Origin of the sequence: Micromonospora sp. NPDC049107 (assembly GCF_040648595.1) — a bacterium.
Taxonomy (GTDB): domain Bacteria; phylum Actinomycetota; class Actinomycetes; order Mycobacteriales; family Micromonosporaceae; genus Micromonospora.
In genome coordinates, this window is record NZ_JBEZEC010000001.1 from 455,027 (window position 1) to 479,419 (window position 24,393).

The 24,393-nt window shown below is 68.8% G+C and carries 21 protein-coding genes and 1 pseudogene; 15 read left to right on the plus strand and 7 right to left on the minus strand.

Going from position 1 to position 24,393, the window contains the following annotated elements; all coding sequences use genetic code 11:
* The first annotated feature begins 49 nt into the window (after positions 1 to 49).
* Positions 50 to 817 (plus strand): alpha/beta fold hydrolase, encoded by a 768-nt coding sequence (locus AB0B55_RS01845; protein WP_357169497.1) that lies wholly within the window; start codon positions 50 to 52, stop codon positions 815 to 817.
* Between the two features lie 140 nt (positions 818 to 957).
* Here the strand turns inward: AB0B55_RS01845 and AB0B55_RS01850 are convergent, their stop codons facing one another.
* The gene (locus tag AB0B55_RS01850; protein ID WP_357169500.1) at positions 958 to 1,899 is read right to left on the minus strand and encodes a helix-turn-helix domain-containing protein; all 942 of its coding nucleotides are present in this window, start codon (positions 1,897 to 1,899) and stop codon (positions 958 to 960) included.
* Positions 1,900 to 1,952: 53 nt separating this feature from the next.
* On the opposite strand from AB0B55_RS01850, the gene AB0B55_RS01855 reads away from it, so the two are divergent.
* The 3 genes from AB0B55_RS01855 to AB0B55_RS01865 all read left to right on the plus strand — a co-directional run bounded on the left by AB0B55_RS01855 (position 1,953) and on the right by AB0B55_RS01865 (position 5,302).
* Positions 1,953 to 2,549, plus strand: coding sequence for a DJ-1/PfpI family protein (locus AB0B55_RS01855; protein ID WP_357169503.1), 597 nt, complete (start codon positions 1,953 to 1,955; stop codon positions 2,547 to 2,549).
* The gene (locus tag AB0B55_RS01860) at positions 2,542 to 3,216 is read left to right on the plus strand and encodes a maleylpyruvate isomerase N-terminal domain-containing protein (protein WP_357169506.1); all 675 of its coding nucleotides are present in this window, start codon (positions 2,542 to 2,544) and stop codon (positions 3,214 to 3,216) included. The genes AB0B55_RS01855 and AB0B55_RS01860 overlap by 8 nt, the downstream gene beginning before the upstream one ends.
* Positions 3,217 to 3,448: 232 nt before the next feature.
* The gene (locus tag AB0B55_RS01865; RefSeq protein WP_357169509.1) at positions 3,449 to 5,302 is read left to right on the plus strand and encodes an adenylyl cyclase; all 1,854 of its coding nucleotides are present in this window, start codon (positions 3,449 to 3,451) and stop codon (positions 5,300 to 5,302) included.
* A gap of 72 nt (positions 5,303 to 5,374) precedes the next feature.
* On the opposite strand, the gene AB0B55_RS01870 is transcribed toward AB0B55_RS01865, so the two are convergent.
* Positions 5,375 to 6,574 carry an FAD-dependent monooxygenase gene (locus tag AB0B55_RS01870; protein WP_357169512.1) on the minus strand — a complete coding sequence of 400 codons (1,200 nt, stop codon included), beginning with the start codon at positions 6,572 to 6,574 and terminating at the stop codon, positions 5,375 to 5,377.
* 117 nt (positions 6,575 to 6,691) lie between these two features.
* On the opposite strand from AB0B55_RS01870, the gene AB0B55_RS01875 reads away from it, so the two are divergent.
* The 6 genes from AB0B55_RS01875 (at position 6,692) to AB0B55_RS01900 (ending at position 14,919) form a co-directional block, all read left to right on the plus strand.
* Positions 6,692 to 7,279, plus strand: coding sequence for a TetR/AcrR family transcriptional regulator (locus AB0B55_RS01875; protein WP_357169515.1), 588 nt, complete (start codon positions 6,692 to 6,694; stop codon positions 7,277 to 7,279).
* Between the two features lie 151 nt (positions 7,280 to 7,430).
* Positions 7,431 to 9,809, plus strand: a complete 2,379-nt coding sequence (locus tag AB0B55_RS01880; RefSeq protein ID WP_357169518.1) for a discoidin domain-containing protein — start codon at positions 7,431 to 7,433, stop codon at positions 9,807 to 9,809.
* Positions 9,810 to 11,286: 1,477 nt separating this feature from the next.
* Positions 11,287 to 11,841 carry an HDIG domain-containing metalloprotein gene (locus AB0B55_RS01885; RefSeq protein ID WP_357117600.1) on the plus strand — a complete coding sequence of 185 codons (555 nt, stop codon included), beginning with the start codon at positions 11,287 to 11,289 and terminating at the stop codon, positions 11,839 to 11,841.
* Positions 11,842 to 11,997: 156 nt separating this feature from the next.
* Positions 11,998 to 13,317 (plus strand): helix-turn-helix transcriptional regulator, encoded by a 1,320-nt coding sequence (locus AB0B55_RS01890; protein WP_357169521.1) that lies wholly within the window; start codon positions 11,998 to 12,000, stop codon positions 13,315 to 13,317.
* Between the two features lie 149 nt (positions 13,318 to 13,466).
* Entirely contained in the window at positions 13,467 to 13,646 is a 180-nt protein-coding gene (locus AB0B55_RS01895; protein WP_357169524.1) for a hypothetical protein, read from the plus strand.
* A complete protein-coding gene (locus AB0B55_RS01900) occupies positions 13,633 to 14,919 on the plus strand; it encodes a helix-turn-helix domain-containing protein (RefSeq protein ID WP_357169527.1) in 1,287 nt (428 codons plus the stop codon). Before AB0B55_RS01895 ends, AB0B55_RS01900 begins: the two co-directional genes overlap by 14 nt.
* Positions 14,920 to 15,108: 189 nt before the next feature.
* Here the strand turns inward: AB0B55_RS01900 and AB0B55_RS01905 are convergent, their stop codons facing one another.
* Both AB0B55_RS01905 and AB0B55_RS01910 read right to left on the minus strand, forming a co-directional pair.
* The gene (locus AB0B55_RS01905) at positions 15,109 to 15,951 is read right to left on the minus strand and encodes a hypothetical protein (protein ID WP_357169530.1); all 843 of its coding nucleotides are present in this window, start codon (positions 15,949 to 15,951) and stop codon (positions 15,109 to 15,111) included.
* A gap of 221 nt (positions 15,952 to 16,172) precedes the next feature.
* Positions 16,173 to 17,321: a hypothetical protein gene (locus AB0B55_RS01910; protein WP_357169533.1), complete on the minus strand. Its 1,149-nt coding sequence runs from the start codon at positions 17,319 to 17,321 to the stop codon at positions 16,173 to 16,175.
* A 674-nt stretch (positions 17,322 to 17,995) separates the two neighbouring features.
* Here AB0B55_RS01910 and AB0B55_RS01915 point away from each other — a divergent pair.
* The 4 genes from AB0B55_RS01915 (at position 17,996) to AB0B55_RS01930 (ending at position 21,755) form a co-directional block, all read left to right on the plus strand.
* Positions 17,996 to 18,601: a hypothetical protein gene (locus AB0B55_RS01915; protein WP_357117618.1), complete on the plus strand. Its 606-nt coding sequence runs from the start codon at positions 17,996 to 17,998 to the stop codon at positions 18,599 to 18,601.
* Positions 18,602 to 18,610: 9 nt separating this feature from the next.
* The gene (locus AB0B55_RS01920; RefSeq protein ID WP_357117621.1) at positions 18,611 to 19,810 is read left to right on the plus strand and encodes an AAA family ATPase; all 1,200 of its coding nucleotides are present in this window, start codon (positions 18,611 to 18,613) and stop codon (positions 19,808 to 19,810) included.
* Positions 19,807 to 20,451: a hypothetical protein gene (locus AB0B55_RS01925; RefSeq protein ID WP_357117625.1), complete on the plus strand. Its 645-nt coding sequence runs from the start codon at positions 19,807 to 19,809 to the stop codon at positions 20,449 to 20,451. The genes AB0B55_RS01920 and AB0B55_RS01925 overlap by 4 nt, the downstream gene beginning before the upstream one ends.
* A 92-nt stretch (positions 20,452 to 20,543) precedes the next feature.
* Positions 20,544 to 21,755 carry a DUF262 domain-containing protein gene (locus tag AB0B55_RS01930; protein WP_357169536.1) on the plus strand — a complete coding sequence of 404 codons (1,212 nt, stop codon included), beginning with the start codon at positions 20,544 to 20,546 and terminating at the stop codon, positions 21,753 to 21,755.
* Between the two features lie 239 nt (positions 21,756 to 21,994).
* On the opposite strand, the pseudogene AB0B55_RS01935 reads toward AB0B55_RS01930, so the two are convergent.
* Together AB0B55_RS01935 and AB0B55_RS01940 are read right to left on the minus strand one after the other, a co-directional pair.
* A pseudogene (locus AB0B55_RS01935) lies at positions 21,995 to 22,168 on the minus strand (metallophosphoesterase); the annotation flags it as partial.
* A gap of 118 nt (positions 22,169 to 22,286) precedes the next feature.
* Positions 22,287 to 22,673 carry a MerR family transcriptional regulator gene (locus AB0B55_RS01940; protein WP_357169539.1) on the minus strand — a complete coding sequence of 129 codons (387 nt, stop codon included), beginning with the start codon at positions 22,671 to 22,673 and terminating at the stop codon, positions 22,287 to 22,289.
* Between the two features lie 93 nt (positions 22,674 to 22,766).
* On the opposite strand from AB0B55_RS01940, the gene AB0B55_RS01945 reads away from it, so the two are divergent.
* Positions 22,767 to 23,225 (plus strand): MarR family transcriptional regulator, encoded by a 459-nt coding sequence (locus AB0B55_RS01945; protein ID WP_357169542.1) that lies wholly within the window; start codon positions 22,767 to 22,769, stop codon positions 23,223 to 23,225.
* 147 nt (positions 23,226 to 23,372) lie between these two features.
* On the opposite strand, the gene AB0B55_RS01950 is transcribed toward AB0B55_RS01945, so the two are convergent.
* Positions 23,373 to 24,239 (minus strand): metallophosphoesterase, encoded by an 867-nt coding sequence (locus AB0B55_RS01950; RefSeq protein WP_357169545.1) that lies wholly within the window; start codon positions 24,237 to 24,239, stop codon positions 23,373 to 23,375.
* Positions 24,240 to 24,393: the final 154 nt, after the last annotated feature.

Consider the following 24,393-nt stretch of genomic DNA (forward strand, 5'->3'; position numbering starts at 1 on the left):
GTAAGCCGACCTGAAGCGGACCGTAAGCGGGCCGGCGCACCGTGTGGGCATGGACATCTACCACGAGACTCACGGCACCGGCGAGGGCCGGCCACTGCTGCTCATCCACGGCGCGCTCTCCGGCATCGGCACCTCGTTCGGCACGATCCTGCCGCTGCTCGCCCGGTCCCGGCGGGTGATCGCCGTGGAGTTGCAGGCGCACGGCCACACCCCGGACGTCGACCGTCCACTGACCGTCGAGCACTTCGCCGCCGACGTGGTCGAGCTGCTCGACCGCCTCGGCGTCGACCAGGCCGACGTGTACGGGTGGAGCATGGGCGCGGCGGTGGCGCTGCGCCTCGGCACCCACCACGCCGACCGGGTGGGGCGGCTGGTGCTCGCCTCGGTGAGCTTCGACGACGCGGGCCTGCACCCCGGGCTGCTCGACGGCATCCAGGACCTGCGACCGGAGCACCTGCACGGTTCGGAGTTCCACGACGAATACCTGCGGACCGCCCCGGACCCGGCCGGCTGGGCCAACCTGGTCACCAAGATGAAGGTGCTGGACGCGAACCTGCCCCGGTGGACGCCCGAGCAGATCGCGGCCCTGGCCGTACCGACCATGCTCGTGCTGGCCGACGCGGACATCGTCCAGCCCGAACACGCGGTACGGATGTTCCGCCTGCTCGGCGGCGCGGTGCCCGGCGACCTGACCGGCCTACCGTCCTGCCGCCTGGCCATCCTCCCCGGCACCACCCACACCACGATCCCGCACCGCGCCGACTGGCTGGCCCCCATGATCGACGAGTTCCTCGACGACCCGGTGCCGGCCCGGTGACCCACCCGCCCCGCAGCCCGGGCTCTGCGGCGTCGATCATGGACTTGTGGTGGCCACCTTAGCCATCAAAGTCCCTTTTGCACACCACCACAACTACATGATCGGCGGGGCGGGGGCGGGGGCGGGAGGGGTGGGTGGGGTCAGGGGTTGAAGGCTCGGCGGTAGGCGGTGGGGGTGGCGGCGAAGGCGCGGCGGAAGTGGGCCCGCAGGTTGGTGGCGGTGCCCAGGCCGGTTCGGCGGGCGACCTCGTCGACGGTGACCGTGCCGTCTTCGAGCAGGCCACACGCGGCGCGTAGGCGCTGCTGCGTGAGCCACGCCTGCGGGCTCATGCCGAAGCGGTGCCGGAAGGCGCGGTGCAGCGTACGGGTGGACTGGTGGCCGCGTCGGGCCAGGTCCGCGACGGTCAGCGGCAGGTGCAGGTGGGCGGTCGCCCATTCGGTGACCACGGCCAGGGCGGTGTCGTCGGTGGGTTGCAGCGGAATGAACTGCGCCTGCCCGCCGGCCCGGTGCAGCGGAGTGACCATGACCCGGGCGCGCTCGATGGCCGCCGCCTGGCCGTGGTCCCGGCCGACCAGGTAGAGGCACAGGTCGAGGCCGGCGGCCAGCCCTGCGCTGGTCAGCACCTGTCCCTCGTCGACGTACAGCGCGTTCGCGTCGACGGTGACCGTGGGGTGCTCCCGGGCCAGCGCCTCGGCGTGGACCCAGTGGGTGGTGGCCCGCCGGCCGTCGAGCAGCCCGGCCTGGGCCAGCGCGAACGCGCCGGTGCAGATCGACGCCACCCGGGCACCCCGGTCGTAGGCGGCGACCAGGGCGTCGAGCGCTCGGGCCGGCGCGGGTCCGCGCCGGAAGCCGGGCACGATGACGGTGTCCGCGTCGCGCAGGGCCTCAAGGTCGGCCTCGACGCTCATGCCGAGGCCGGCCGTGGTGGTCGGCAGCCCGCCGATATCCGGGGCGCAGATGGTGGTCGCGTACCGGCCCTGGCCCTCGTGTCCGAAGACGTGTGTCGCGATGGTCAGGTCGAAGGCGACGACGGGCGGCAGGGCGAGGACGGCGACCCGGTGCGTGGCGGATTGCTTGTGCACAGTGGCAAGAATGCCACTCGTCAGAGCCGGCGGCCGGACGAGATCCTGGCCGGGTGCGGATACAGATCGTGGTCTTCGACGGCTTCGACGAACTTGACGTGTTCGGTCCCTTCGAGGTGCTGGCGATGGCGGGATTCGCCGTCGAGATGGTCGCGGTCGAGCGGCCAGGGCCGGTACGCAGCATGCGGGGGGTGACCCTGCACGTGCCGACGGTGCTCGGGCCGGCCGACGGCATCGTCGTACCGGGTGGGGGTTGGCTGAACCGGGCCGCCGCGGGGTCGTGGGCGCAGGCGCAGCACGGGGTGCTGCCTGCCCGACTGGCCGCGCTGGCACCCGCGACGCGCTGGCTGGCGTCGGTGTGCACGGGCAGCCTCCTGCTCGCCGCCGCCGGGCTGCTCACCGGACGGCGAGCGACCACCAACCGCAACGCGTACGAGGAGTTGCGGGCGTACGGGGTCACCGTCCTCGACGAGCGGGTGGTCGACGACGGGGACCGCATCACCGCGGGCGCGCTCTCCGCCGGGCTGGACCTGGCCCTGTGGATCACGGAACGCGAGGTGGACGTCACCACTGCCGACCGGGTCGCCGCGACGATCGAGTACCGGCGGGCGGCCGGACCCGTCGGTGGCAGAATGGTGGACGATGACTGACCATGTCCTGTCCGTTCTGGGCCGCGAGATCGACGCGTTCACCGGTGCCCTGGTCGAGGTGCCGCCGCCGGAGTGGGAGCGGCCTTCGCGCTGCGATCCGTGGCGGGTACGCGACGTGGTGGGGCACGTCATCGTCGTACTCTCGCGGGTGCCGGACATGGTGGCGGCGCCCGCTCCCGGGCGGGCCGGGACCACGGCGGCGCAGTACTACCGCGCGGACGGGCGGTTCAGCGACGACACGAACGACGAGCGGGTACGGACGGCGCAGCGCCGCGCGGCCGACCCGGACGCGGCGACACTCGTGCGGGATCTCGCGGACACCGGGCGGGCCGTGGTCGAGGTGTGCCGCGACGAGCCCGCCGGCCGGGTGGTCCGGACCCGGCACGGCGACGCCATGCTGCTGTCGGACTTCCTGACCACCCGCCTGGTCGAGGTGGTCCTGCACGGCCTCGACGTCGCCGACGCGCTACCCCGCGAGCCGTGGCTCACCCCGGCCGCCACCGAACACCTGCTGCGCCTGCTCTTCGGCCCACAGTGGCGGGTCGCGGTCGACGCCACCGGAGACCCGATCACCCTCCTCCGCAAGGCGACCGGACGCGCCCCCGCCACCGCCAACGACCGCCGCGCCCTGGACCACCTGGGCCTGCGCCCCCTGACCCTGGGCTGACCCCCACCGGGCCTCCGCCCCGCAGGCCCACCCCCGCTCCGCTCCGCGATCTTGCACTTTCGGTGGCGACATAACCCATCCAAGGGCGCGAATCGTCGACACAAAGTGCAAGATCGCGGGCGAGGTGGCCGGGGCGATGGCGTACGGGGCGTCGAGCGGGTAGAAACGGGGTCAGAGAGCGCTCTCACTGTCGAGCGCGCCCATGGTCCGCCCAGTCGATAGGACGAACCACATGACGAGCCCGTCCCGACGTACCTTCACCCTTGCCCTGCTGGTGACCGCCGCCGTCACCGTGAGCGGCACCGCGGCCAGCGCCGGCCGCCCGACGCACAGCGCACCCGATTTCGGGCCGAACGTGACCATCTTCGACCCGTCCATGCCGGTCGGGGAGATCCAGCAGACCCTCGACGCCGCGCACGCCCGCCAGGTCGACAACGAGATGGGCACCGAGCGGCACGCGTACCTCTTCACGCCGGGCAGCTACGGCACGGCCGAGCAGCCGTTGCAGACGAAGGTCGGCTACTACACCGAGGTCGCCGGCCTCGGCGCGTCCCCGACCGACGTCGCCGTCAACGGCAAGATCGAGGTCTACAACCGTTGCCTCGCCGACGGCGGCACCGGCAACTGCCTCGCGCTTGTCAACTTCTGGCGCACCCTGTCGAACCTGTCGCTCACCGTCAACGCCGCCGGCCAGGACGGCTGCCGCTCGACGGCGAACTTCTGGGCGGTGTCCCAGGCGGTCTCGATGCGCCGGCTCAACATCACCGGCGGCGGATTGTCCCTGATGGACTACTGCACGGCCGGCCCGCAGTACGCCAGCGGCGGCTTCATCGCCGACTCCCGGCTACCGGCCACCACCAACGGCTCGCAGCAGCAGTGGCTCACCCGCAACAGCGAGGTCGCCGGGTGGTCCAACGCGGTGTGGAACCAGGTGTTCGCGGGCGTCGAGGGCGCCCCGGACGACGCGACCTTCCCCGACCCGCCGTACACCACCCTCGACACGACCCCGGTAAGCCGGGAGAAGCCGTACCTGTTCGTGGACGCCAAAGGCCACTACAACGTGCGGGTGCCGGCGGCGCAGCGCGACAGCCGGGGCATCTCGTGGGCGAACGGCATGACCCCCGGACGGACCATCGGCATCGACGACTTCTTCATCGCGAAGCCGTCCGACCCGGTCCGATTGATCAACGCGCAGCTCGCGCGCGGCAAGCACCTGCTGCTCACCCCCGGCGTCTACGACATCGCCCGCAGCATCGAGATCCGGCGGGCCAACACGGTGGTGCTCGGCATCGGCCACGCCACCCTCACGGCCGTGAACGGCGCGGTCCCGCTGGACGTCGCCGGAGTGCCCGGTGTCATCGTCGCGGGCGTCACGATCGACGCCGGCACGGTCGAGTCGCCGGTGCTGCTGCGGGTGGGCCGGCAGCACGGCCACGACGCCAGCAGCGCGGCCAACCCCACCACGTTGTCCGACGTGTACTTCCGGGTCGGCGGCCCGCACATCGGCCGGACGAACACCGCGCTGGAGGTCAACAGCGACAACGTGCTCATCGACCACACCTGGGTGTGGCGCGGCGACCACGGCGTCGAGGGCTTCACCGAGGGCGTCAACGGTGACACCGACCGGTGGCGCACCAACACCGGTCGGTACGGCGCGGTCATCAACGGCGACCACGTGACCGCCACCGGGCTGTTCGTCGAGCACTTCCAGCGCTACAACACCGTCTGGAACGGCGAGCACGGCACCACGGTCCTCTACCAGAACGAGCTGCCGTACGACCCGCCGACGCAGGCCGACTGGATGAACGGCCCGGTCGAGGGCTACGCCGGCTACAAGGTCGGCGACCGGGTACGCCACCACGACCTCTACGGCGGCGGGGTGTACGTGTTCAACCAGAACAACCCGTCGATCCACACCGAGAACGGGTTCGAGGTGCCGAACCGGCCGGGTGTGCGGCTGCACCACATCATGACCGTCAACCTGAGCGCCGGCACGATCGACCACGTCGTCAACGGCGTCGGCGATGCGGCCGACATGACGAAGGTCGGCGTGCCGGTCTACCTCGCGCAGTACCCGGCTTCGTAGCGTCCCGACGGGGGCCGGAGCCGAGGCGCTTCCGGCCCCCGTCGGTGCGTCGCGGCAGGCCGAGGGTCGTTGTCAGGTCCGGGGCGAGCCCGCAGCCGGCCCGTAGTCCGGCAGCGCCGGGGTCCGGGGCTGTAGGCGACCTTCCACCCCCGCCAGGGCGCCAAGGATCGGCAGTCGGGCCATCGTGTTGCGCGCCCAGATGCCGGGGCGGCTTTTCGGGGCGAGCAGGCCGAGAAACAGGTTCGACTGATGCCGCTCCACCGTCTTGCGATAGCCCTGCTCGTACCGGTGAAACGCGACCCGATGATCCCCGGCGGCCGACGAGAGTTCTCCGGCGAGGCGGTAGGCGCCGACGAGCGACAGCGTCGCCCCGGCACCCGCCGCCGGTGACGCGCAGTGGGCGGCGTCCCCGGCGAGCACCACCCGCCCCGACGACCACGACGGCATCCGCACCTGGCTCAGCGAATCGAAGTAGAAGTCGGGATCGGCGAGTGCCCCCGCCAGCAACTCCGGTACGAGCCAGAGCGCATCCGCGAACGCCTCGTGCAGCAGCCGCTTCTGCCGCTCGACGTCCCGGTGGTCGTACGTCAGGGGCCTGCTGCGGAACATGAAGTGGACCTTCGCGCCGGGATGGTTGCCGGAGCGGTAGATCGAGACGGCCCGGCCCGGCAGGTTGTAGAGCGTCACCCACCGCTTCTCGCCCAGCCCGGGGTCGGCCTCGGCGAATGCGAAGTGGTGGCCCAGGTAGGTGAGGAATCCCGACTCCGGGCCGAAGGCCAGACGCCGCACGGTGGAGTGGGTGCCGTCGGCGCCCACCACCAGGTCGAAGCGCCGGGTCGGCCCGCGCTCGAAGGTGACCGTGACTCCGTCGTCGTCCTGGTCCATCCGCCGGATGGAGTCGTCGAAGACGTACTCGACGTCGTTCCTCGTCGCCTCGTGCAGGATCGCGGCAAGGTCGCCCCGCATGATCTCGACATCGGCGTCGCCGGCTCGACGTTGGATGGCCCGCAGGTCGAGGCGCGCCACACTCCGGTTGGCCCCGTCCACGAACGACAGGCCGACGACGTCCGCCGCCGCCGCGCGGACCAGCGGCAGGATGCCCATCCGCTCGGCGACGTGTACGGCCTGCCCGCGTACGTCGACGCCGTTGCCGCCCTCGCGCAGCCGGGGCGCACGCTCGACCACGGTGGGAGAGAACCCGATCCGGGCCAACCAGAACGCGAGGGCCGGCCCGGCGATACTGGCGCCGGAGATGAGAATCCGCCGGTTCATCGGCTCCTGCTCTCTGGGCTGTGGAGGGGTACGCGGACGGGTTTGCGCCGTCCGGGCGGGTCTCGTAGGCTAAGTGAAATGCTCGTTCCACTTGACGATATGGAATGGACGTTTCAGATGTCAACCCCTTCCGAGAGCGGTGTGCCTCGACGTAGGACGGACGCCGTCCGCAACCGCCACCTCGTGCTGGAGGCGACCAAGGCGCTCCTCGCCGAGGGGGGCAACGCCATCACCGTCACCGTGATCTCGCGGCGGGCGGGCGTCGGTGCCGCCACCGTCGTTCGCACCTTCGGCAGCAAGGAGGCGCTCGTCGACGCCGCCGTGGCCGACCTGCTCGAACCGCTCATCCGACGAGGTCGGGCCGCGCTGTCCGAGCCGGACGCCGAGCAGGCTCTTCGCGGGTTCCTGGTCGAGGCGATGGCGTTCCAGTCCGCTCACTGGGTCATGGGCGAGCGGCTCGGGGTGATGGAGTTGCCCGCCACCGCCGCGCAGCGGGCGGCCCTCGACGGGGTCGGACTCGATCTGATCACCAGGGCCCGCGACGAGGGGGTGATCCGTACCGACCTCGACGTGGCTGTCGTCGCCGTGCTGATCAACGAGTTGACCTACGCGATCGCGCGGTCGGCGTCCGCCTCACAAAGTCTCTCCGAGGCCTATCTCGCGGTGATCCTGGACGGGCTCCGACCGCAGCCGGAGCAGCCCTGAACCCGGCTCCGGGTGGCCGCGCCGTCGCGCGCCCTCCGACCCTTCCGCCGGGCTGGCTCAAAATTTCATCGATCAGTCGTACTCTTGCGGGGTGGCATTCGATGCTGCCACGATGGCCGTCAATGCCTTCCGTCCCGAAGGAGTGGTCGTCATGGCGGTAACCCGCCGCAGGTTCGTCACGTCCGTGTTGGCGGGCTCCGCCCTCGCCGCCGCCTCCACCACGAAGCTCCTCGCCAGCCCCGCCCAGGCCGCCAGCCCTCCCGGCGACGTGGTCGGCAAGGTCACCGTCGGCTACCAGGGCTGGTTCAGCGCACCCGGCGACTCCGCGCCGATCGGCGGCTGGTGGCACTGGAGCCGCGACCGGTTCCAGCCGCCGTCGCCCAGCAACACCACAATCGTGTCCTGGCCGGACATGCGCGAGTACACGCGCAGCTATCCCACCGCGTACCCGAACCTGGGCAACGGCTCGCCGGCCACCCTCTTCTCCTCCTACGACCAGCAGACCGTGGATACCCACTTCCGCTGGATGCAGGAGTACGGCTGCGACACCGCCGCCCTGCAACGCTTCAACCCGACGGGCGACGAGGGGCCGACCCGCGACGCCATGACGCTCAGGGTCCGCTCGGCGGCCGAGCGCTACAACCGCAAGTTCTACATCATGTACGACGTCACCGACTGGCTCACCATGCAGACGGACATCAAGACCGACTGGCTGAACAAGATGTCGACGCACACCGCGTCCAGCGCGTACGCCCGCCAGAACGGCAAGCCGGTCGTCTGCATCTGGGGTTTCGGCTTCAGCGAGCCCAGCCGACCCTTCACCCCCGGGCCGTGCCTGGAGGTCATCAACTGGTTCAAGGCGCAGGGCTGCTACGTCATCGGCGGCGTGCCCACCTGGTGGCGGCAGGGAGTCGAGGACTCCCGCGCCGGCTTCCTCGACGTCTACCACGCCTTCAACGCGATCTCGCCGTGGATGGTCTACCGGACGGACACCCTCGAAGGCCTCGACTCGTACTACAACAACGTCAACATCGGCGACATGGCCGACTGCGCGGCGCGCGGCATCGACTACCTGCCCTGCGTGATGCCCGGCGACCTGGCCGGTGGGCACCGCCGCCACGGCGACTTCTACTGGCGGCACATCTACAACATGGTCCGGCTCGGCTCCCAGGGCCTCTACGTGTCCATGTTCGACGAGTACAACGAGGGCAACCAGATCGCCAAGACGTCCGAGACACAGGCGACCACCCCGGCCGGCGCGAACATCCGCGCCCTGGACGAAGATGGCGTCGCCTGCTCCGCCGACTACTACCTGCGGATCACCGCCGACGGCGGCCGGATGCTCAAGGGACAGCTCGCCCTCACCGCGACCCGACCCACCCCGCCCATGGTCGGCACCCCGCCCCCGACCAGCGGCGACCTTGCGGCCGGCCGATCCACCTCGGCCAGCAGCCAGAACGGCTCCTTCGTGGCCGCGAACGCGGTGGACTCGGACGCCGGCAGCTACTGGGAGAGCGGCGGCGGCTCCTTCCCGCACTGGTGGCAGGTCGACCTGGGCGCCAGCCAGCAGGTCAGCCGCCTCGTGGTGCGGCTCCCCGCCGGCTGGGGCGCACGTACCCAGACCATCACCGTGCAGGGCAGCGTCGACGGCAGCTCCTTCTCGACCATCGCCGGGGCCTCGGCGTTCGCCTTCGACCCGGCGACCGGCAACACCGTCAGCCGCACGCTGACGACCACCACGGCCCGCTACGTCCGGCTGAGCATCGCCGGCAACACCGGCTGGCCGGCGGGCCAGCTCGCCAAGGTCGAGGTGTACGGCGCCAGCAGCACCACGGACAACCCACCGACCGCCCCGAGCAATCTTGCGGTGACCGCCAAGACGTCGAGCAGCGTGTCCCTGGCCTGGACGGCGTCGACCGACGACAAGGGGGTGACCGGTTACCAGGTACGCCAGGGCGGCACGGTCGTCGCCACGGTCACGGGCACCACGGCGACCGTGAGCGGCCTGGCAGCGTCCACCTCGTACACCTTCACGGTCGTGGCGCGCGATGCCGGCGGCAACACCTCTGCCGCGTCGAACGCCGTCACCGTGACCACCGACGCCGCCGCCAACTCCGACCTGGCCCGCGGCCGGTCCACCTCGGAGAGCAGCCACGTGCAGAGCTACAGCTCGGGCAACGTGGTCGACGGCGACGCGAACAGCTACTGGGAGAGCGCCAACAACGCCTTCCCGCAGTGGGTGCAGGTCGACCTGGGCGCTGCGCGCACGGTCGGCCGGGTGGTGCTGAAGCTGCCGCCGTCGTCGGCCTGGGGTGCTCGGACGCAGACGGTCGCCGTTGCCGGCAGCACGGACGGTTCGAGCTTCGGGACGCTCGTTGGGGCGGCGGGGCGGACGTTCGATCCTTCGACGGGCAACTCGGTGTCGCTGACGTTCAGTGCCGCGCAGGCTCGTTATGTGCGGATCACCGTTACCGGTAACACCGGCTGGCCGGCCGGGCAGCTGGCGGCACTGGAGGTGTACGCGAGCTGACCGGACGTGGGGCGGCCGCCGGACGCCGACCGGCGGCCGCCCCTCCCGTCGAGCACCCAGGATCTAACGGTGCTGGTCGATGTTTGACACAAGCTCGGTGATGACAAATCGCGGTAGCTCAAGTTCGGCCGGTGGCGCGATTCTGAACGTCCCACCCCCCAACGCCTGCGGCGTCCATCCAGCGCCGAGGGCGAAGTGGACAAGATCGCGTACATCCTCGGCTGTCGGGTAGGGATACGTCTCCCCGCTGTCGTGCACGTCCGTCTGGACGTACCTACCGTTAGAGGCAACGGTGGGCCGCTCGGCCAAGTCGACCTGTAGGGCGCGCCCGGTCTCTCCAGCACCCCACACGCGAAGCCTTATGCAGCGGTAAAGACGACCGTCCGGGCCATATGCGGACCGCATGTCGGCGTGCCAGGTGAACTCCGACCGTCGATGTGGAGCATGCGCAGCCTCGACCCCATCCGCCCATCTTTCCAGCCAGGTGGTCACCGCACGAGCCCCGCAGCGCTTGACGCCGCGAATAGCTTTGAGCGCAAGGTAGGCGGAAGGTGACGCATGGTGGATCTTCTAGCGAACGGCTTGACCGCTCTTGTGGCCCTGCTATCCGTAGCCCTTGGCGGCTACCTCTCCACCGGGCTCAACGCAGACACTGGGATCGAGATCACCTTCGCCATTGGCGTGATATCCGGCTTAGCGCCTTCGACGACTTCCTGTCAGCCTTTCGCTCCTACATTGCCTTTGCCTTGAACCCGAGTGCCAAGATAGACGCCGTGCCGGACGCGTACTCGCCGGGGCACTTAATGCCGATATTTGATAACGAAGGCACCGATTATAAAGAACGAATGGAAGCCGCCAAGACCAAGGTGCGCCTCGTCGCTCAGTCTCAGGAGACCTTGGACGCGCTCGCTCAAGCAGTCCAGCAAGCGCGTCAACTGGCGTGGGCGACATCGCGCAGGAGCGCATCAAGAAGGTATGGACAGCTGAACACGCCTTCTTGGCCGCCGCGCGGTTAGAGCTCTCGCTGCCGCCCGTCAGCTTTCCGGCATACGCATCGCCGCAGCCAACAGGTGTAGGTCTAGTTCCGCAATCGCCGTTGCAGTCGTCCTCGTCGCACAGCGCTGAAGTGCAGCCACCGACCCGACCGCTCGATGTTCGGGCCAGCCAGCAGAGGGCTGGCGAGCTGTCTACCGAGCCGTAGGCGAGCGCCTCGCCGGAATCCTTTCTCGGAATTCGCGGGCGCAGGCGTCGTGCGGGTATTCGCCCTCATCGACGTAGCCCTAACCACCGGAGAAGGCCCAGTGGTCGCGGTAGTTCGGTTCGGCGCGCAGCACGTCGACCTCCGGGTTGGTGATGAACGCCGCTGCGGCGTCGTGAAAGGAAGGCAGGTTTGGGTACCAGGTGGGGGGCTCCCTCCAAGTCGCCTCGGTGGCGCTGGCGGCCGGTTCTAGCTGGGCTCGGGCTTTAGAATTCGCGCGTGGGTCCTCCCTCCCAACTGGCCGCGGCAACCTCACAACGTCATCTGAGAAACGCGATACCCCGACGCTGGCTGCACGTGCAGGCGGTGGCGGCCAAAGCCAAGCAGCTTGCGCACCTGGTCGGGGACGATGCGGAGTTGCTGTCGGCGGCGGCGTGGCTGCATGACATCGGGTACGCCCCTGACGTCGCCGACACGGGCTTCCACGCATTGGACGGCGGGCGGTGGCTTCAGCGTCACGGCTTCGCAGGTCGCGTCGCTGCTCTGGTCGCCCATCACTCCTGCGCTGTTTACGAAGCAGAGGAGCGTGGTCTGCGGCAGGCTCTGGTTAGCGAGTTCCCGCGTGAGGAGTCAGCCACTTCGGATGCTCTCTGGTACGCGGACATGACGACTGGGCCGGACGGCCAGGATCTCAGCGTCGATGAGAGGCTGGCAGAGATCCGGCAGCGCTATGGGCCGGATGACGTGGTGACTCGGTTCTGGCAGAAGGCTGAGCCTATGCTCCTAGGCGCCATACGCAGGACTCAGCATCGCATTTCCGCTCATCCGATGTGACGGTCGCGGCGCTGACTGAAGGCGTGATCAAACTGATGTCAATCCTGCTGGGAAGGCCGTGTGCGTTTGGCTATAGCTCGGGCGACGATGGCGGCGGTACTGTCCGAAGTGGCAGTTACCAAGGTCGGCCCAGCCTGTAATCCGTAGGGAGCAATGATGCCGGAGTCCGCCTCGTCTTTCGCCGAACGGCTCCGCGCTTTGATCACGAATCGTGGGATCAGCTATCGCGCGTTGGCGCGCCAGACCTTCTACAGCAAGAGCTACCTGCATGACCTGGCTTGCGGTCGGAAGATGCCGGCCCTGAACACTGCTCAGCGCCTGGACACTGCCTTGGCGGCGGGCGGGACGCTGGTCGCGCTCGCTCCGGTCCCTGGTGTCGACGAGGAGCGCACGGCCAGCGGTGGGGCGCAATCTTTGCGGTGCGACGCGGAACGGCTCGCCGGACTGCTCGTAACGCAGACGCCCACGACCGAGAACGCTGCCGCGCTGGCCCATCAGTGGTTGATCACTGAGCCACCTCAGCGGTATGAGCTGAGCGCGGGCCGCCGGGTCGGGGACGAGACGGTGGCTCGGATCGAGGACCGGGTTCGTCAGCTCCGACGGCTGGACGACCACGTGGGTGGTGCCGAGACCTACGCGATGGTTTCTGCCGAGTTGGCCGCCACCGCCGACCTGCTTCGCGAGGGTAGCTATCGAGAAGCCGTGAGTCGGCGGCTGCTCGTCGTCATCGCCGATCTGTGTCAGTTGGCGGGATTCGTCGCCGAGGATTCTGGCCGGGTCGCTGAGGCTCGCCATTATTACCTGACCGGGATGCGCGCAGCACACACTGGCGGCGACGCTGCGAGTGCGGCCAACTGTCTCAGTAGCCTCTCCTACCTTGAGGCGAATCTTGGCGACCGACGCGAGGCGGCCACGTTGGCTCGATCGGCCTACGTGGGTGGCAAGCACGCGGCCGAGGCCACCGGCCAAGCTCTGCTGCTTGAGCGCGTTGCCTGGGCCCACGCACGCGTGGGCGAGGCGAGTCTCGCCGAGCGGGCCCTGGGCAATGTCGCTGAGATCTATCAGCACGTCGACCTGGGCGATGCGCCTCCCTGGGCGTACTGGCTGACCCAGGATGAGGTTCAGGTAATGGCGGGGCGTGTGTGGACTGAATTGCGCCGACCGCTCAGAGCGGTACCCATCTTGGAAGACGCCGTCCGTCGCTACGGCGACGATTCGCCCCGCGAGACCTCCTTGTATCTCGGTTGGCTCACCCAGGCGCTGCTGCAGGCCGGAGAGGTTGAGCAGGCCATCGCCGTGGCCGGACGTTCCGTGGCTCTGGCGCGGTCGGCGCGGTCGCAACGTGCCGTCGACCGTGTGGCCGAGCTGCGTCACATGATCGCCGCTGTCGAGGTCAGAACGAGCGCTGCTGACGAGTTCCTAGAGCTGTCCGCTGGCCTGTCCGCCGATCCAGGCGGACACCTCGAAGGACAGTAGCGGACGCGATCCGTCTGGATCGCAATCAATGATCGTCACAGGCTGTCACCTAGGCATCGCTGAGTGGTCGCCCGATCGGGCGCGGCGAGCCGGGCGCGGCGGCCAACTCCGTCATGTGCACGTCGCGCCCCGACCCGTGAGGTGGGGGAATGAGCGGCACGCACCATGGGCTCGACGACGAGACGGCGAGCAAGGGTGAACAGGCTGAGGCGGCCGAGCGGGAGGCTGCCAAGCAGCGCATCCTGGCCCAGGCCGAGGCGGAACGCGTACCCGTGGACGACACGACCCGTGCGGTCCCCGACCGGCGGTGGCGGCGTGAGCAGCGATGACCTCCCCATCGGCCGACGCGTGGCCGGCTGGCGGGTGCGGCGCTCGATGACCCAGCAGATGCTGGCCGACCGCCTGCGCAGGTCGAAGAGCTGGGTCGACAAGATCGAACGCGGCGTCCGCCCCCTGGACCGGTACTCGGTCATCCAGGAACTCTCCCGCGTCCTGCGGGTCGACCCGGAGGTGCTGCTCGGCCAACCGTCCAGCACCCCGGCGAGCACCCCGGACGGCGTGGACGACATCCGGGCCGCGCTCGCCCGCTATGACACCCCGCCGACCTCACCACACCTGCACGAGCTGAGGCGGCAGGTCGGGCATGCCTGGTTGACGTACCAGCACGCGCACTACCCGCAGTTGGTGCGGGCGGTGCCGAGCCTGCTCGACGCCGCCCAGGGCGCGCGGTCGCCGGAGGTGCTGGTACAGGCGTACCGGATCACCGCGCTGCTGCTGATCAAACTCGGCGAGGCTGACCTCGCCTGGCTCGCCGCCGACCGGGCCATGGGCGCTGCCCAAGACGACCCAGTCCTGGCGGCAACAGCGGCAGTCGCGGTCGCCCAGGCCCTACGCGCGTCGGGCCGCGACCGACTCGCCCTGTCGGCGACCCTCGCAGCGGCCAACCGAACTCTGCCACCGACACTCCGCCCCGGTGATCAAGAGGTTTGCGGCACGTTTGGAGATCAAAGTCGACGCAAACCTCTTGATCACCGCGGACCGGGCGAGCACGCGGGGCCGGGCGACCGTCGTGGGTGGGCGGTGGGTGGGACCCTGCTGGTCCAGGCCGCCCTCGCGGCCGCCGGCTGCGGCGAGCACCGCCGGGCCACCGAGCTGATCGACCGGGCTGCGGGCACTGCCGCCAACCTCCGGGGGTACGACGAACCGCACGGCACCAACTTCGGGACGGTCGCCGTGGAGATGGCGCGGGTGCTCGTCGCGGCGCAGCGGGGTGACGTCGACGGCGCACTGACACGGCATGTGAGCGTCGTTCGGCGGGAGGGGTGGCGGCGGTTGCCGGCCGAGTGTCGGGGTGCCTACCTGCTCGACGCCGCGCGGGTGTACCTGCATGCCGGTGACCTGCGTGGGGCGGCGCGGGCCCTGGTCGACGCGGACAGTGTCGCGCCGGCCGAGGTTCGGGGGCGGCCTCTGGCGCGTACTCTCATCGCTGAGGTTGCGCGTGCCAAGCCGGCGCCGGCGGGCGTGGCGCGGCTGGCGACGCTGGTTGGGCTTATTCGGCCGCCGGACGCCGACCGGCGGCCGCCACCCACCGCGCTCTCGTAGGCCGACGCTTGTGCTGGTCACCGATACGGATGCCTCACTGTGGAGCGGCCGCCCGTCACGCGGCGGTGAGACAACGCCAAGCCCAAAGACCTTCAGCGGTGCGCACTCTGCTGAGACTGCCTCTTCGACGTGCTCCACATCCTCGTCATCAACGATGCCAACGCGGATGGCACAGTCACCCGATCCGGCTCAGCGCGTCTCGCTGTGGGTCGTGCTGAGCCTCGCGCAGGCCAGCACGGTCAGGGCGGCTCCGAGCAGCAGCGCCGCGACGGCGACGGCGGTCTCAACGTCGGGCCCGGTCTCGACCGCCACGGACACACTGACGCCCGGCTGGTGGAAGGCGTCGCTGCCGCGCGGCTCCGGCCGACTCCGCAAGGCATCGTCCACCGCGAGCCAGGCCACCGCGGCCAGCAGCGTGGCACCTATTACGGCGATCGGGCCGGTGCCATGGCGCCGGACCGCGCGGCTCACGACCCAGGCATACCCCCCGAGCACGAGCAACACCGCCACGGCCACATTGGTGAACGAGCCGAGCAGGGCGGTCAGCCCCGACGGGAGGAGGGCGACGAATGCCAGGGTGACCAGCGTGAGCACGCCCACGGCCGGCGCGGCCCGGCCGATCCGGCGTAGCCGATCCCGCGGCAGCCGCCCGACAGCGATGCCGAAGCAGGCGCAGGCCAGGATCAGACAACTTGCCACGGCCAGCTGTCGCAGGAACTGCGTCCGCTGCCGTACCGGGTCGGTCACCAGCGCGATCAGCTCGCTCGCGCTCGGCGGAGCGTCGGCGAATGACGAGGCCGCCCATCCCCACATCTGCACGACGCCCGCGAGGGTGAGGAGAAGCAGGCCACCCTGCAGCAGCAGACGTGTCGACCGAGGCACCGCGGGACCGGTCACCGCGGGGTGGACGGCAAGAACGCTCAGCACGACGACGACGCCGGCCCCGGTCGCCCAGGGGGATCCGAACAGCGCGCCCACGACGGCGAGCAGCGCGGCCCCGACGAGCAGCAGAAGCTGCTTCGCTGAAGGCATCCGCACAGGTTATACAGGCGGATCCCAGACGTGGCGCCCGCGGCTGGAACCGAGTCGATTTTCCGGAATGCCGGCACGCTGGCGTGTGGCAGGAACGGGCGGCACGCCAGTGGCCCGGAACGTTGTCGACCCGGGCCACGGGCGTGCTCTCTGGTGTCGTCGCCGCCTGGCTTACGCCCAGACGACGGATCCGGACTGCGGCCGCCGAGGCGGCGGCACTGTCACCACCAGGTTGCGGTGCAGCCGCCCTTTGCTGCGGCGTTGCCCTCGCACAGCTTGACCTCAACGGAGGTGTTCGCCTCTACCGTCACGTACTCTGCGCTCCCCCGGGGAACGCCCGACGGCGGGATGTAGCGCACCCCGGAGGGTGTGCGTACGGCGAGGACGGCGGAGTAGAACGGACTGCTCGTGTTGGTGACTACCTTGGCCTTGAGGGTCCACCGGCCGTCCGGAAGCTGGTACTTCGTCACGTAGGCATTAGCGCCGGCCCGTGCGGTGGCGACCGTCTTGGTCCCCGTGTAGACGGGGGCGCCCGGTCCGAAGCCGGTCAGGTAGTAGCTGTTGGCGACGTTCCAGTGGCTGGCCAAGTAGGTGCCGGCCGCCGGGGCGTAGTTGAAGTAGTCGTCATTGTTGCAGTCGATGATGTCGCCGACCGCGCACGGGCACTCGTTCTTCAGGCCTCCCGACGGCAGCCCGCCGTCGTCGTAGCAGAGGATGTCCTGGTCGTCCCAGCAGTGACCGAACGCGGTGGCATGCGGTGCGCTCGCCTGGACCGCGCCCATCGCGTGCAGCAGTTCGTGCCCGGCGTTGTTCCAGGCCCAGCAGCCCTCGTCGATCATCGCCCAGCCGGGCCCGGAGTTGTAGGGACTGCCCGAGCTCGGGCTGTCGCTGCCACCGGCGTCGTTCCAGCCCAACCCGCACTCGTGGGTGCCCTGGTAGAACGTGAGGTAGATCCGGTCAGTCCGGTTGTAGCCGCGAGCCTTCATCGCGGCGGCCACCTTCTCGGGGTTGTTGATCTCGCTGGCCGGCACCTCGACATACGCGACAATCGGGTTGCAGGCAACAGAATGGACGAAAATGACGTGGCGCACACCGCCGCCGCGCTGTGCGGCCTCCAGATATGCCGCGTCGATCTTCGTCGCCCAATCCTGGATTTTCGGATCCATCTCGGGATAGCGGTTGGTGCCGCCGGTCGGGCGGACGTACACGAGTTGGACCCGGCGCCCGCTGACACCATCGCCGACACACACCACTGTGGACGCGGCGTTTGCCGGATTGGCTGGCAGAACCACGACCGGTGTCGCAAGTGCGGCGATCAACCCAATCGCCACCGCTGACCGGCGGAGCCGGCCCCATTTCTCCTTCAGCACAAAGCCTCCCTACATCACTCGCGCTGGCCTGCCCAACGCGATCGGAGCCCCGCAGTTTCCAGACCAGGAACAGCGGTAAGGACTGCGGGTTGGTCATGCTCTGATCCGGCCCGTAGCGTGCCGTTTTCTTCGGTGACGGTCGATGCTCAGGCGGTGGGGTCATCAAGGGCGGATGGACCGGCTACGGCGGTTGGCAGGTGCGGTAATCCGGCCGCGTGGTCAGTCAGTGTGTGCAGCCAACTGCCCTCCGGTGCCAACCTCCGAAAACACGTCCTGAGTCGCGGTAGAACCGCGCGCGTGGTGCTCCCGAGCACCACGCCGCGTAAGTGTTCTGGCGGTAAGCCTGGCCGGCGACGGGTGATGCGGGGAAGGGTCTGAGCTGTCCGGAACAGTCCCGAACACGTCGCCTCGACGACTACCTGCGGCCATGAGCGTCCATCGCCGATGCCATCAGTGTGTACGGGGAGTGACTGAGCGGCAGGGCGCTGATCGCGCCATCGGTAGTTCGTGTGTTGACGCGGTCGGAGATCTGCTGAAGTTCCACGGTCATCTCCATGCCGTGATCAAGAACTGTTGGGAATCCTGCCGCGAAGTCCGGCGTATGTTTCCTATGAATCGGGCGACGATGGCGGCGTTACTGTCCAAAGTGGCAGTTCCCAAGGTCGGCCTTGCCCGTGCAGCCTCGCCGGGAGCAGCGTCGAGCGTGGGCGGTGGGTGGAACGTTGGTGGTCCAGGCCGCCCTCGCTGCCGCGGGCTGCGGCGAGCACCGCCGCGCCGCCGAGCTGATCGACCGGGCCGTCGGCGTTGCCGCCGACCTCAGGGGGTACGACGACCTGCATGGCACCAGCTTCGGGCCGGTCACCGTGGAGATGGCGCGGGTGCTCCTCGCGGCGCAGCGGGGTGACACCGACGGCGCACTGGCCCGGCATGTGACGGTCGTTCGACGGGAGGTGTGGCGGCGGCTGCCGGCCGAGTATCAGGGCGCCTACCTGCGCGGGGCGGCGCTGGCGTTGGTCGACGCGGACAGTGTCGCGCCGGCTGAGGTTCGGGGGCGGTTCTGGTGTGTACTCGCATCGCTGATCTTGCCCGTACGAAGCCGGCACCGCCCGGCCTGGCACGACTGGCGACGCTCCTCGGCCTCACTCGCTAACGATGGAGCCGAGGTTGGTGAAGATCAACTCTGCCGACGAGGCAGCGGGTCCAGCCGGGAAGGACAATCTGAAGTTTGCCCGCCAGCCGCGATTGGTGTGGCGGAGTGTGGCGTTCCATCTACGCGGTAGGCTGCGTCCGTGACTGACCGGCACTCGCTGTTTCTCCGCAGGCTCGCGGTGGAGAATTTTCGCAGCCTGCGGGCGGTCGAGGTTCACCTCGCTCCGCTGAACGTCCTAGTCGGACCCAACGGAGCGGGCAAGTCGAACTTGCTCGACGTGATCGCGTTCCTCGGCGACGCTACTCGGGGCGATCTGGAACCTGCTCTCGCGAAGCGTGGGGGTTTCGCACGGCTTCATTTCCGCGGGGACCCCGACGCCAACAGCCCGGTCCGAATCGAGGTGGAGACGACCAGCGGACCCACGGGTGAAGGGGCCAACGCCTACGCGCTCTCCTTCACCTCCGTCCGGTCACCCGTTGACCCCCGTCGCTCGACCATCCGACGGAAGGAAGACTTCTGGCTGACCGAGGGAACGGGGGAGGCTCGGCACATCAGTATTACCGGAGGACGTATCCAGTTCCATGGTGCCGACGCGGACAGCGTGAACGTTCGGGAGGAGTCGCTAGGCCTGTCCCTGCTGCCTCGGCTCAGCCCCGAGCGTGGCGGCGAGCGGGTGGAAGCTCTCGCCGACCTATTTGCCAGTTTCCGCGTTTTCGATGTAGATGTCGCAGCCGCGCGTCAACCAGCGCAGGAGGAAATCAGCGACCGGCTGTCCGACGATGCGAGCAATCTCGCCGCGTTCTTGTTCTACCTCGCCCGGAACCACCCCGACCGCTTTGCCGAGCTACACCGTGACGTGCGCGCCTTCATCCCCGGCGTGGAGAGCCTGGAGTTCACACCCATTGGCGGGGCCGGTAGCGGAGTCGTGCTCAATTTGGTTGAGGCGGGGCTACGTGGGTCCACCCGGTTGCGGGAGGCGTCCTTCGGCTCGATTCGTGCTCTGGCACTCCTGGCGCTGCTGTATGACCCGGCGCCACCGCAGCTCACTTGCATTGAGGAAATCGACCACGGACTGCACCCGCACATCCTGGACCGCATAGTGGAGTTGCTGCGACAAGCCTCTGACCAGACGCAGTTTCTAATCGCCACGCACTCACCGGCGCTGGTCAACCGGCTCAAGCCAGATGAGCTCATCGTCTGCGAGCGGGGCGAGGACTCCTCGTCCCACATCCCGGCCATCGACCCCGACACCGTTCGAGCGATGGAGCGGGAACTGCGGGGTGAGATTGGTTTGGGCGAGCTATGGTTCTCCGGCGCGCTCGGTGGGGGCCTGGAATGAAGCAGCGACCGCGTCCGGTTGTCGTCGTACTCGGTGAGGATGACAACGACCGGCAGGCGATCCGCATCCTCGTGGCCGCACTCCGTCGCGACATCGGGCGGGGTGGTCTGAAGCCGCTGCGAGTTCCTCCTGCGCTGGTGCGCAATGTACCGCCGGACCGGCTACCAAGACATGCTGAAAAGGTCCGGGGCGTGCTCAAGGCCTTCGCGGTCTCGACGCCCATCCGCGCTGTCCTCATGCACGAGGACGCCGACGAGGTCGAGCCGGCCCATGAGGCGGTCGGCCGAAAGATCGAGCAAACTTTTCGCTCGCTGCCCTGGCCGGTGTATCCGGTCGTGCCAGCGTGGGAGATCGAGACCTGGTGGTTCCTCTTCCCCGAAGCGGTCCGTCAGGTCTGCGCAGGGTGGCGGCCACTCTCGTCGTACGAGGGCAGGGACGTCGGCCAGATCCGCGACGCCAAGCAGGAGTTGACACGTGCGCTCACCCCGGCGGGCGCGAGGAAGTCGACATTCCGTACCTACTGCGAGGCAGATAGCGTGCAGATCGCCGATCGGATCGTTGCTCTCGGACAGCTCGCACCACCCTGGTTCGCCCGCAGCAAGAGCTGGCTCGCCTTCCTCGACGTTGTTGACTCCCTGTAGGCGAGTCTGTTATCCGACATAGCGTCGCGCTCATTCAAGGACGCCCCTAGTGTGCCGTGGGACTGGGGCCACGCGATGAGTAGAGGTGACGGATGACGGAGTCGACCGAGATGGTTGATGAGGAGTTGGCTGACCACGAGATCGCGACGGAGGAGCCGGACTCTTCGGGCCACTCAAGCGGCGTCGAGGAAGAAAACATCGTCGACGGCGAGGACCACGACTCCGACCACTTCATCCGGGCTCCGTTCGATCCCGAGCTGATCGACGTAATAACCAAGAACACAACGGTGGACCTCCTGCTGTCCCGCATCCGCACTCACCGGGTCGACCTGCAACCCGACTTCCAGCGCCAAGCTGGAATCTGGCGAAGCAAACAGAAGAGCCGCCTCATCGAATCGCTGTTGCTGCGGATTCCCCTGCCGACCTTCTACGCGGCGGAGAATGATGACGAGGTCTGGGCAATGGTCGACGGCATTCAGCGGCTTACGACGATCGCCGAGTTCATCGAGCCCGAGGCGATCGGTGCCGAACCTCTGCGCCTGCGTGACCTGGAATACCTCGGCCACGACTACGACCAGGCGACGTTCGCCGACCTGCCCGACCGGCTCCAGGAGCGGCTGCGGGAGACCGAGCTGATCGTTCATGTCATTCGCCGGGACACTCCCGAGGAAGTCAAGTTCAACATCTTCGCTCGGCTCAATACCGGTGGACTACCGCTGACGCGTCAGGAACTGCGACACGCCCTGATGCCGGGTGCTGGGCGCGACATCCTCCGACAGTGGGCGGACTCCGAGTTGTTCAAGGAGGCGACCGGCTACGGCGTGCGCAGCGACCGGATGGCTGATCGGGAGATGATCCTACGGTTCCTCGCGTTCCGGCTAACGGATCCATTCACCTACGGCGAGGACGATTTCGACGCTTTCCTGCGTAAGGCCATGCGCACGCTCGATCGGCTGGGCCCGACAGAGGTTCAGGTGCTGAGGGAAGAGTTCGATAAGGCCTTGAATGCTGCGTATGATATCTTCGGTGGCTGGGCCTTCCGCAAGGTCGATCGCAAGGGCGGTAGCCGGCGATTCCCCATCAATAAGGCGTTGTTCGAGGCCATCGCGGTCAACCTCGCCACCCTTGGTGATCCGGAGATCGCCGTCCTTGTCAAGCGCTACCGGCGGGTCGAAAAGCAATTCCTCAGCCTCATGTCGGACGTCGACTTCATGTCGGCTATCTCGCAGGGCACGGGTGATCCGGCGAAAGTTCGGCGCAGATTCTCCGCTATTGATGAGATGTTCCGGACAGCCGGCGCGTAGTCGAGTAGGGCGTTACCCGATGACGGACGCACGCCTACGCGGGTCGTCCGTGGGGTTTATGGTCGAAGGGCTCACCCTGGTCGGTTAACCAATCAGCACGCGCGCTAGGCGCGCAGTTGGTTCGGGTGTCGCGCCGGGTGAGGTTCGGGGGCGGCCTCTGGCGCATACTCTCATCGCCGAGGTTGCCCGTGCCATGCCGGCGCCGGCCGGCGTGGCGCGGCTGGCGACGCTGGCGGGGCTTATTCGGCGACGGACGCGCGGCGGCGCACGTCGTCGGTGGGGTTGATGGTGCGGACCGGGTTCGGCGTTGGGCCGCGTCGCCGCCACTCGCGGGGGTAGCCGAGCGACACCTCCTCGAAGCGGACGCCGTCGTAGAAGGTCGTGCGGGGGATACGCAGGTGCCCGTAGGTCATCGTGAACGCGCCGACGCTCGCGCGACCAGGCGAGCGTGGCATCGTGTCCAAGGGTGTGCTTGATTGTTGTTGATCGATCGGCGTGCCGCTGCCGGTAGCAGGAGGACCGCACCGTTCCTCACCGTAGGACTCCGGCAGTGCACCTGGTGGTGACGGTCTGGAGGGCGTCGAGGTCGTGGCGCAGGTGCGCCACGCGGGCTTCGGCCTCGGCAACCAGCGAGTCGGAGACCCGCGCCCAGTCCGGCGCGGACGGCTTCTCGGGTAGAGCCTGGAAAATGGTGGCGATCTCCCGAACTGTCAGCCCGACCCGCTGAGCGAGTCGGGCGAACCGGATGCGACAGGCCGCGTTCTCGTCGAACCGACGCTGGTTCCCAGTGGTTCGGTGCGCTTCGATCAGACCTTGTTCTTCGTAGAAGCGCACCGCCGACGGAGCGACGTGGCTCGCGTGTGCAACGTCTTTGACGGTGAACACGAAAGATGTCGGGGTCTGCGGGCTGACGGTCATGTCCCCAACATGCTGCAACACGCTCTTGACTTCAACCTTCCTTGAACGCCCAGCATCAGCCGTATGCAGATCCCAGGAAGCAGCGGTGCCCCGATGCAGGCCGACGCCAACCAGGTGGCCGCGTACTGGACGCGGTTGGCGTACGAATCCATCGTCCGGTTCACGCGCGACGAGCAGGCCAAGCGCGGCTTCACGCAGCCGCAGTTCTGGATCCTGCGCCACCTGTCTCCACACGACCTCGCGCCTCATGACGGCGCAGCCAGGACCATTTCCCAACTTCAGCAAGCCATGACCGAGTACATCCGCCCCGACGACGACCTCGCGAGCGAAGCCGAGGTGCTCCTCAGCCGCGGATGGATCCACGCAGATCAGGACGGACACCTACGACTCACCGACGCCGGCGAGGCGGCTCGTCTCCAGATGGGGCAGTCAGCTCCCGAGATTCGGTCGCTGATCCATCGAGGTATCGATGACGCGGACTACGTCGCGGCGCTGACGGTGCTGCAGAAACTCATCGCCAACACCACCCCGGTGCCAGAGGCGGAAGCCTGAGACTTGCGTGAGAAGTACTCGGGCCTGCCCTGGCCATCGCGCCGGCTGAGGTTCGGGGGCGGCCTCTGGCGCGTACCCTCATCGCCGATGTCGCCCGTGCCAAGCCGGCGCCGGCCGGCGTGGCGCGGCTGGCGACGCTGGTGGGGCTTATTCGGCGACGGACGCGCGGCGCCGCACGTCGTCGGCGGGGTTGATGGTGCGGACCGGGTTCGGCGTTGGGCCGCGTCGTCGCCACTCGCGGGGGTAGCCGAGCGAGACCTCCTCGAAGCGCACGCCGTCGTAGAAGGTCGTGCGGGGGATGTGCAGGTGCCCGTAGACCATCGTGGACGCGCCGAAGCGCAGGTGCCAGTCGCGGGTGCGGACGGTGCCGCACCACTGGGCGAACTCCGGGAACCACAGGATGTCGGTGGGTTCGCGCACCAGCGGGTAGTGGTTGACCAGCACGGTCGGCAGGTCCGGGTCGCGCTCGGCGAGGCGGCGTTCGGTCTCGGTGACGCGGGCGTCGCACCAGGCCTCGCGGCTCGGGTACGGGTCGGGGTGCAGTAGCGCCTCGTCCGTGCAGACCACGCCGGCCGCGTACGCGATGTCGAGGGACTCCTGTTTGGTGCTCGCCTGGGGCACCCGGAACGTGTAGTCGTAGAGCACGAAGAGCGGGGCGATGGTGGCGGGGCCGCCCTCGCCGTCCCAGACCGGGTACGGGTCCTCGGGCGTGACGACGCCCAGGCGGCGGCACATCGCCACCAGTTCGCGGTAGCGGGTCTCGCCGCGCAGATGCTGGGGGTCGCCGGGCGGCGTCCACAGCTCGTGGTTGCCCGGTGCCCAGACGACCTTCGCGAATCGGCTGCTCAGCAGCTCGAGCGCCCACTCGATGTCGGCGAACCGGTCGGCCACGTCGCCGGCCACGAGCAGCCAGTCGCCGGGGTGGTCCGGGCGCAGCTCTTCGACGAAGGCGCGGTTCTCCGCGTAGCTGATGTGCAGGTCGCTGACGGCCCGCAGCCGGGGGGAAGCGCTCACGCCTTGAGGCTAGGCGGCGGTGACCCGATCGGCACACTCCGATCCGCTCGTGTTCTCCTCCGCTCGCCGTGGGCTACCACGGGACGTGCCGGCTGGCCGGCATATCCGGTGACCCGGCGGGAAAGCGCGGGGCGTCCGAGAGCCCGAAACCGGA

Coding starts and splice junctions, on each gene's coding strand:
- AB0B55_RS01925 (WP_357117625.1), top strand. CDS start 19,807: ATGAAGCAGCGACCGCGTCCGGTTGTCGTCGTACTCGGTGAGGATGAC.
- AB0B55_RS01895 (WP_357169524.1), top strand. CDS start 13,467: ATGAGCGGCACGCACCATGGGCTCGACGACGAGACGGCGAGCAAGGGT.
- AB0B55_RS01875 (WP_357169515.1), top strand. CDS start 6,692: ATGTCAACCCCTTCCGAGAGCGGTGTGCCTCGACGTAGGACGGACGCC.
- AB0B55_RS01930 (WP_357169536.1), top strand. CDS start 20,544: ATGACGGAGTCGACCGAGATGGTTGATGAGGAGTTGGCTGACCACGAG.
- AB0B55_RS01945 (WP_357169542.1), top strand. CDS start 22,767: ATGCAGGCCGACGCCAACCAGGTGGCCGCGTACTGGACGCGGTTGGCG.
- AB0B55_RS01845 (WP_357169497.1), top strand. CDS start 50: ATGGACATCTACCACGAGACTCACGGCACCGGCGAGGGCCGGCCACTG.
- AB0B55_RS01890 (WP_357169521.1), top strand. CDS start 11,998: ATGCCGGAGTCCGCCTCGTCTTTCGCCGAACGGCTCCGCGCTTTGATC.
- AB0B55_RS01860 (WP_357169506.1), top strand. CDS start 2,542: ATGACTGACCATGTCCTGTCCGTTCTGGGCCGCGAGATCGACGCGTTC.
- AB0B55_RS01940 (WP_357169539.1), bottom strand. CDS start 22,673: ATGACCGTCAGCCCGCAGACCCCGACATCTTTCGTGTTCACCGTCAAA.
- AB0B55_RS01865 (WP_357169509.1), top strand. CDS start 3,449: ATGACGAGCCCGTCCCGACGTACCTTCACCCTTGCCCTGCTGGTGACC.
- AB0B55_RS01870 (WP_357169512.1), bottom strand. CDS start 6,574: ATGAACCGGCGGATTCTCATCTCCGGCGCCAGTATCGCCGGGCCGGCC.
- AB0B55_RS01880 (WP_357169518.1), top strand. CDS start 7,431: ATGGCGGTAACCCGCCGCAGGTTCGTCACGTCCGTGTTGGCGGGCTCC.
- AB0B55_RS01905 (WP_357169530.1), bottom strand. CDS start 15,951: ATGCCTTCAGCGAAGCAGCTTCTGCTGCTCGTCGGGGCCGCGCTGCTC.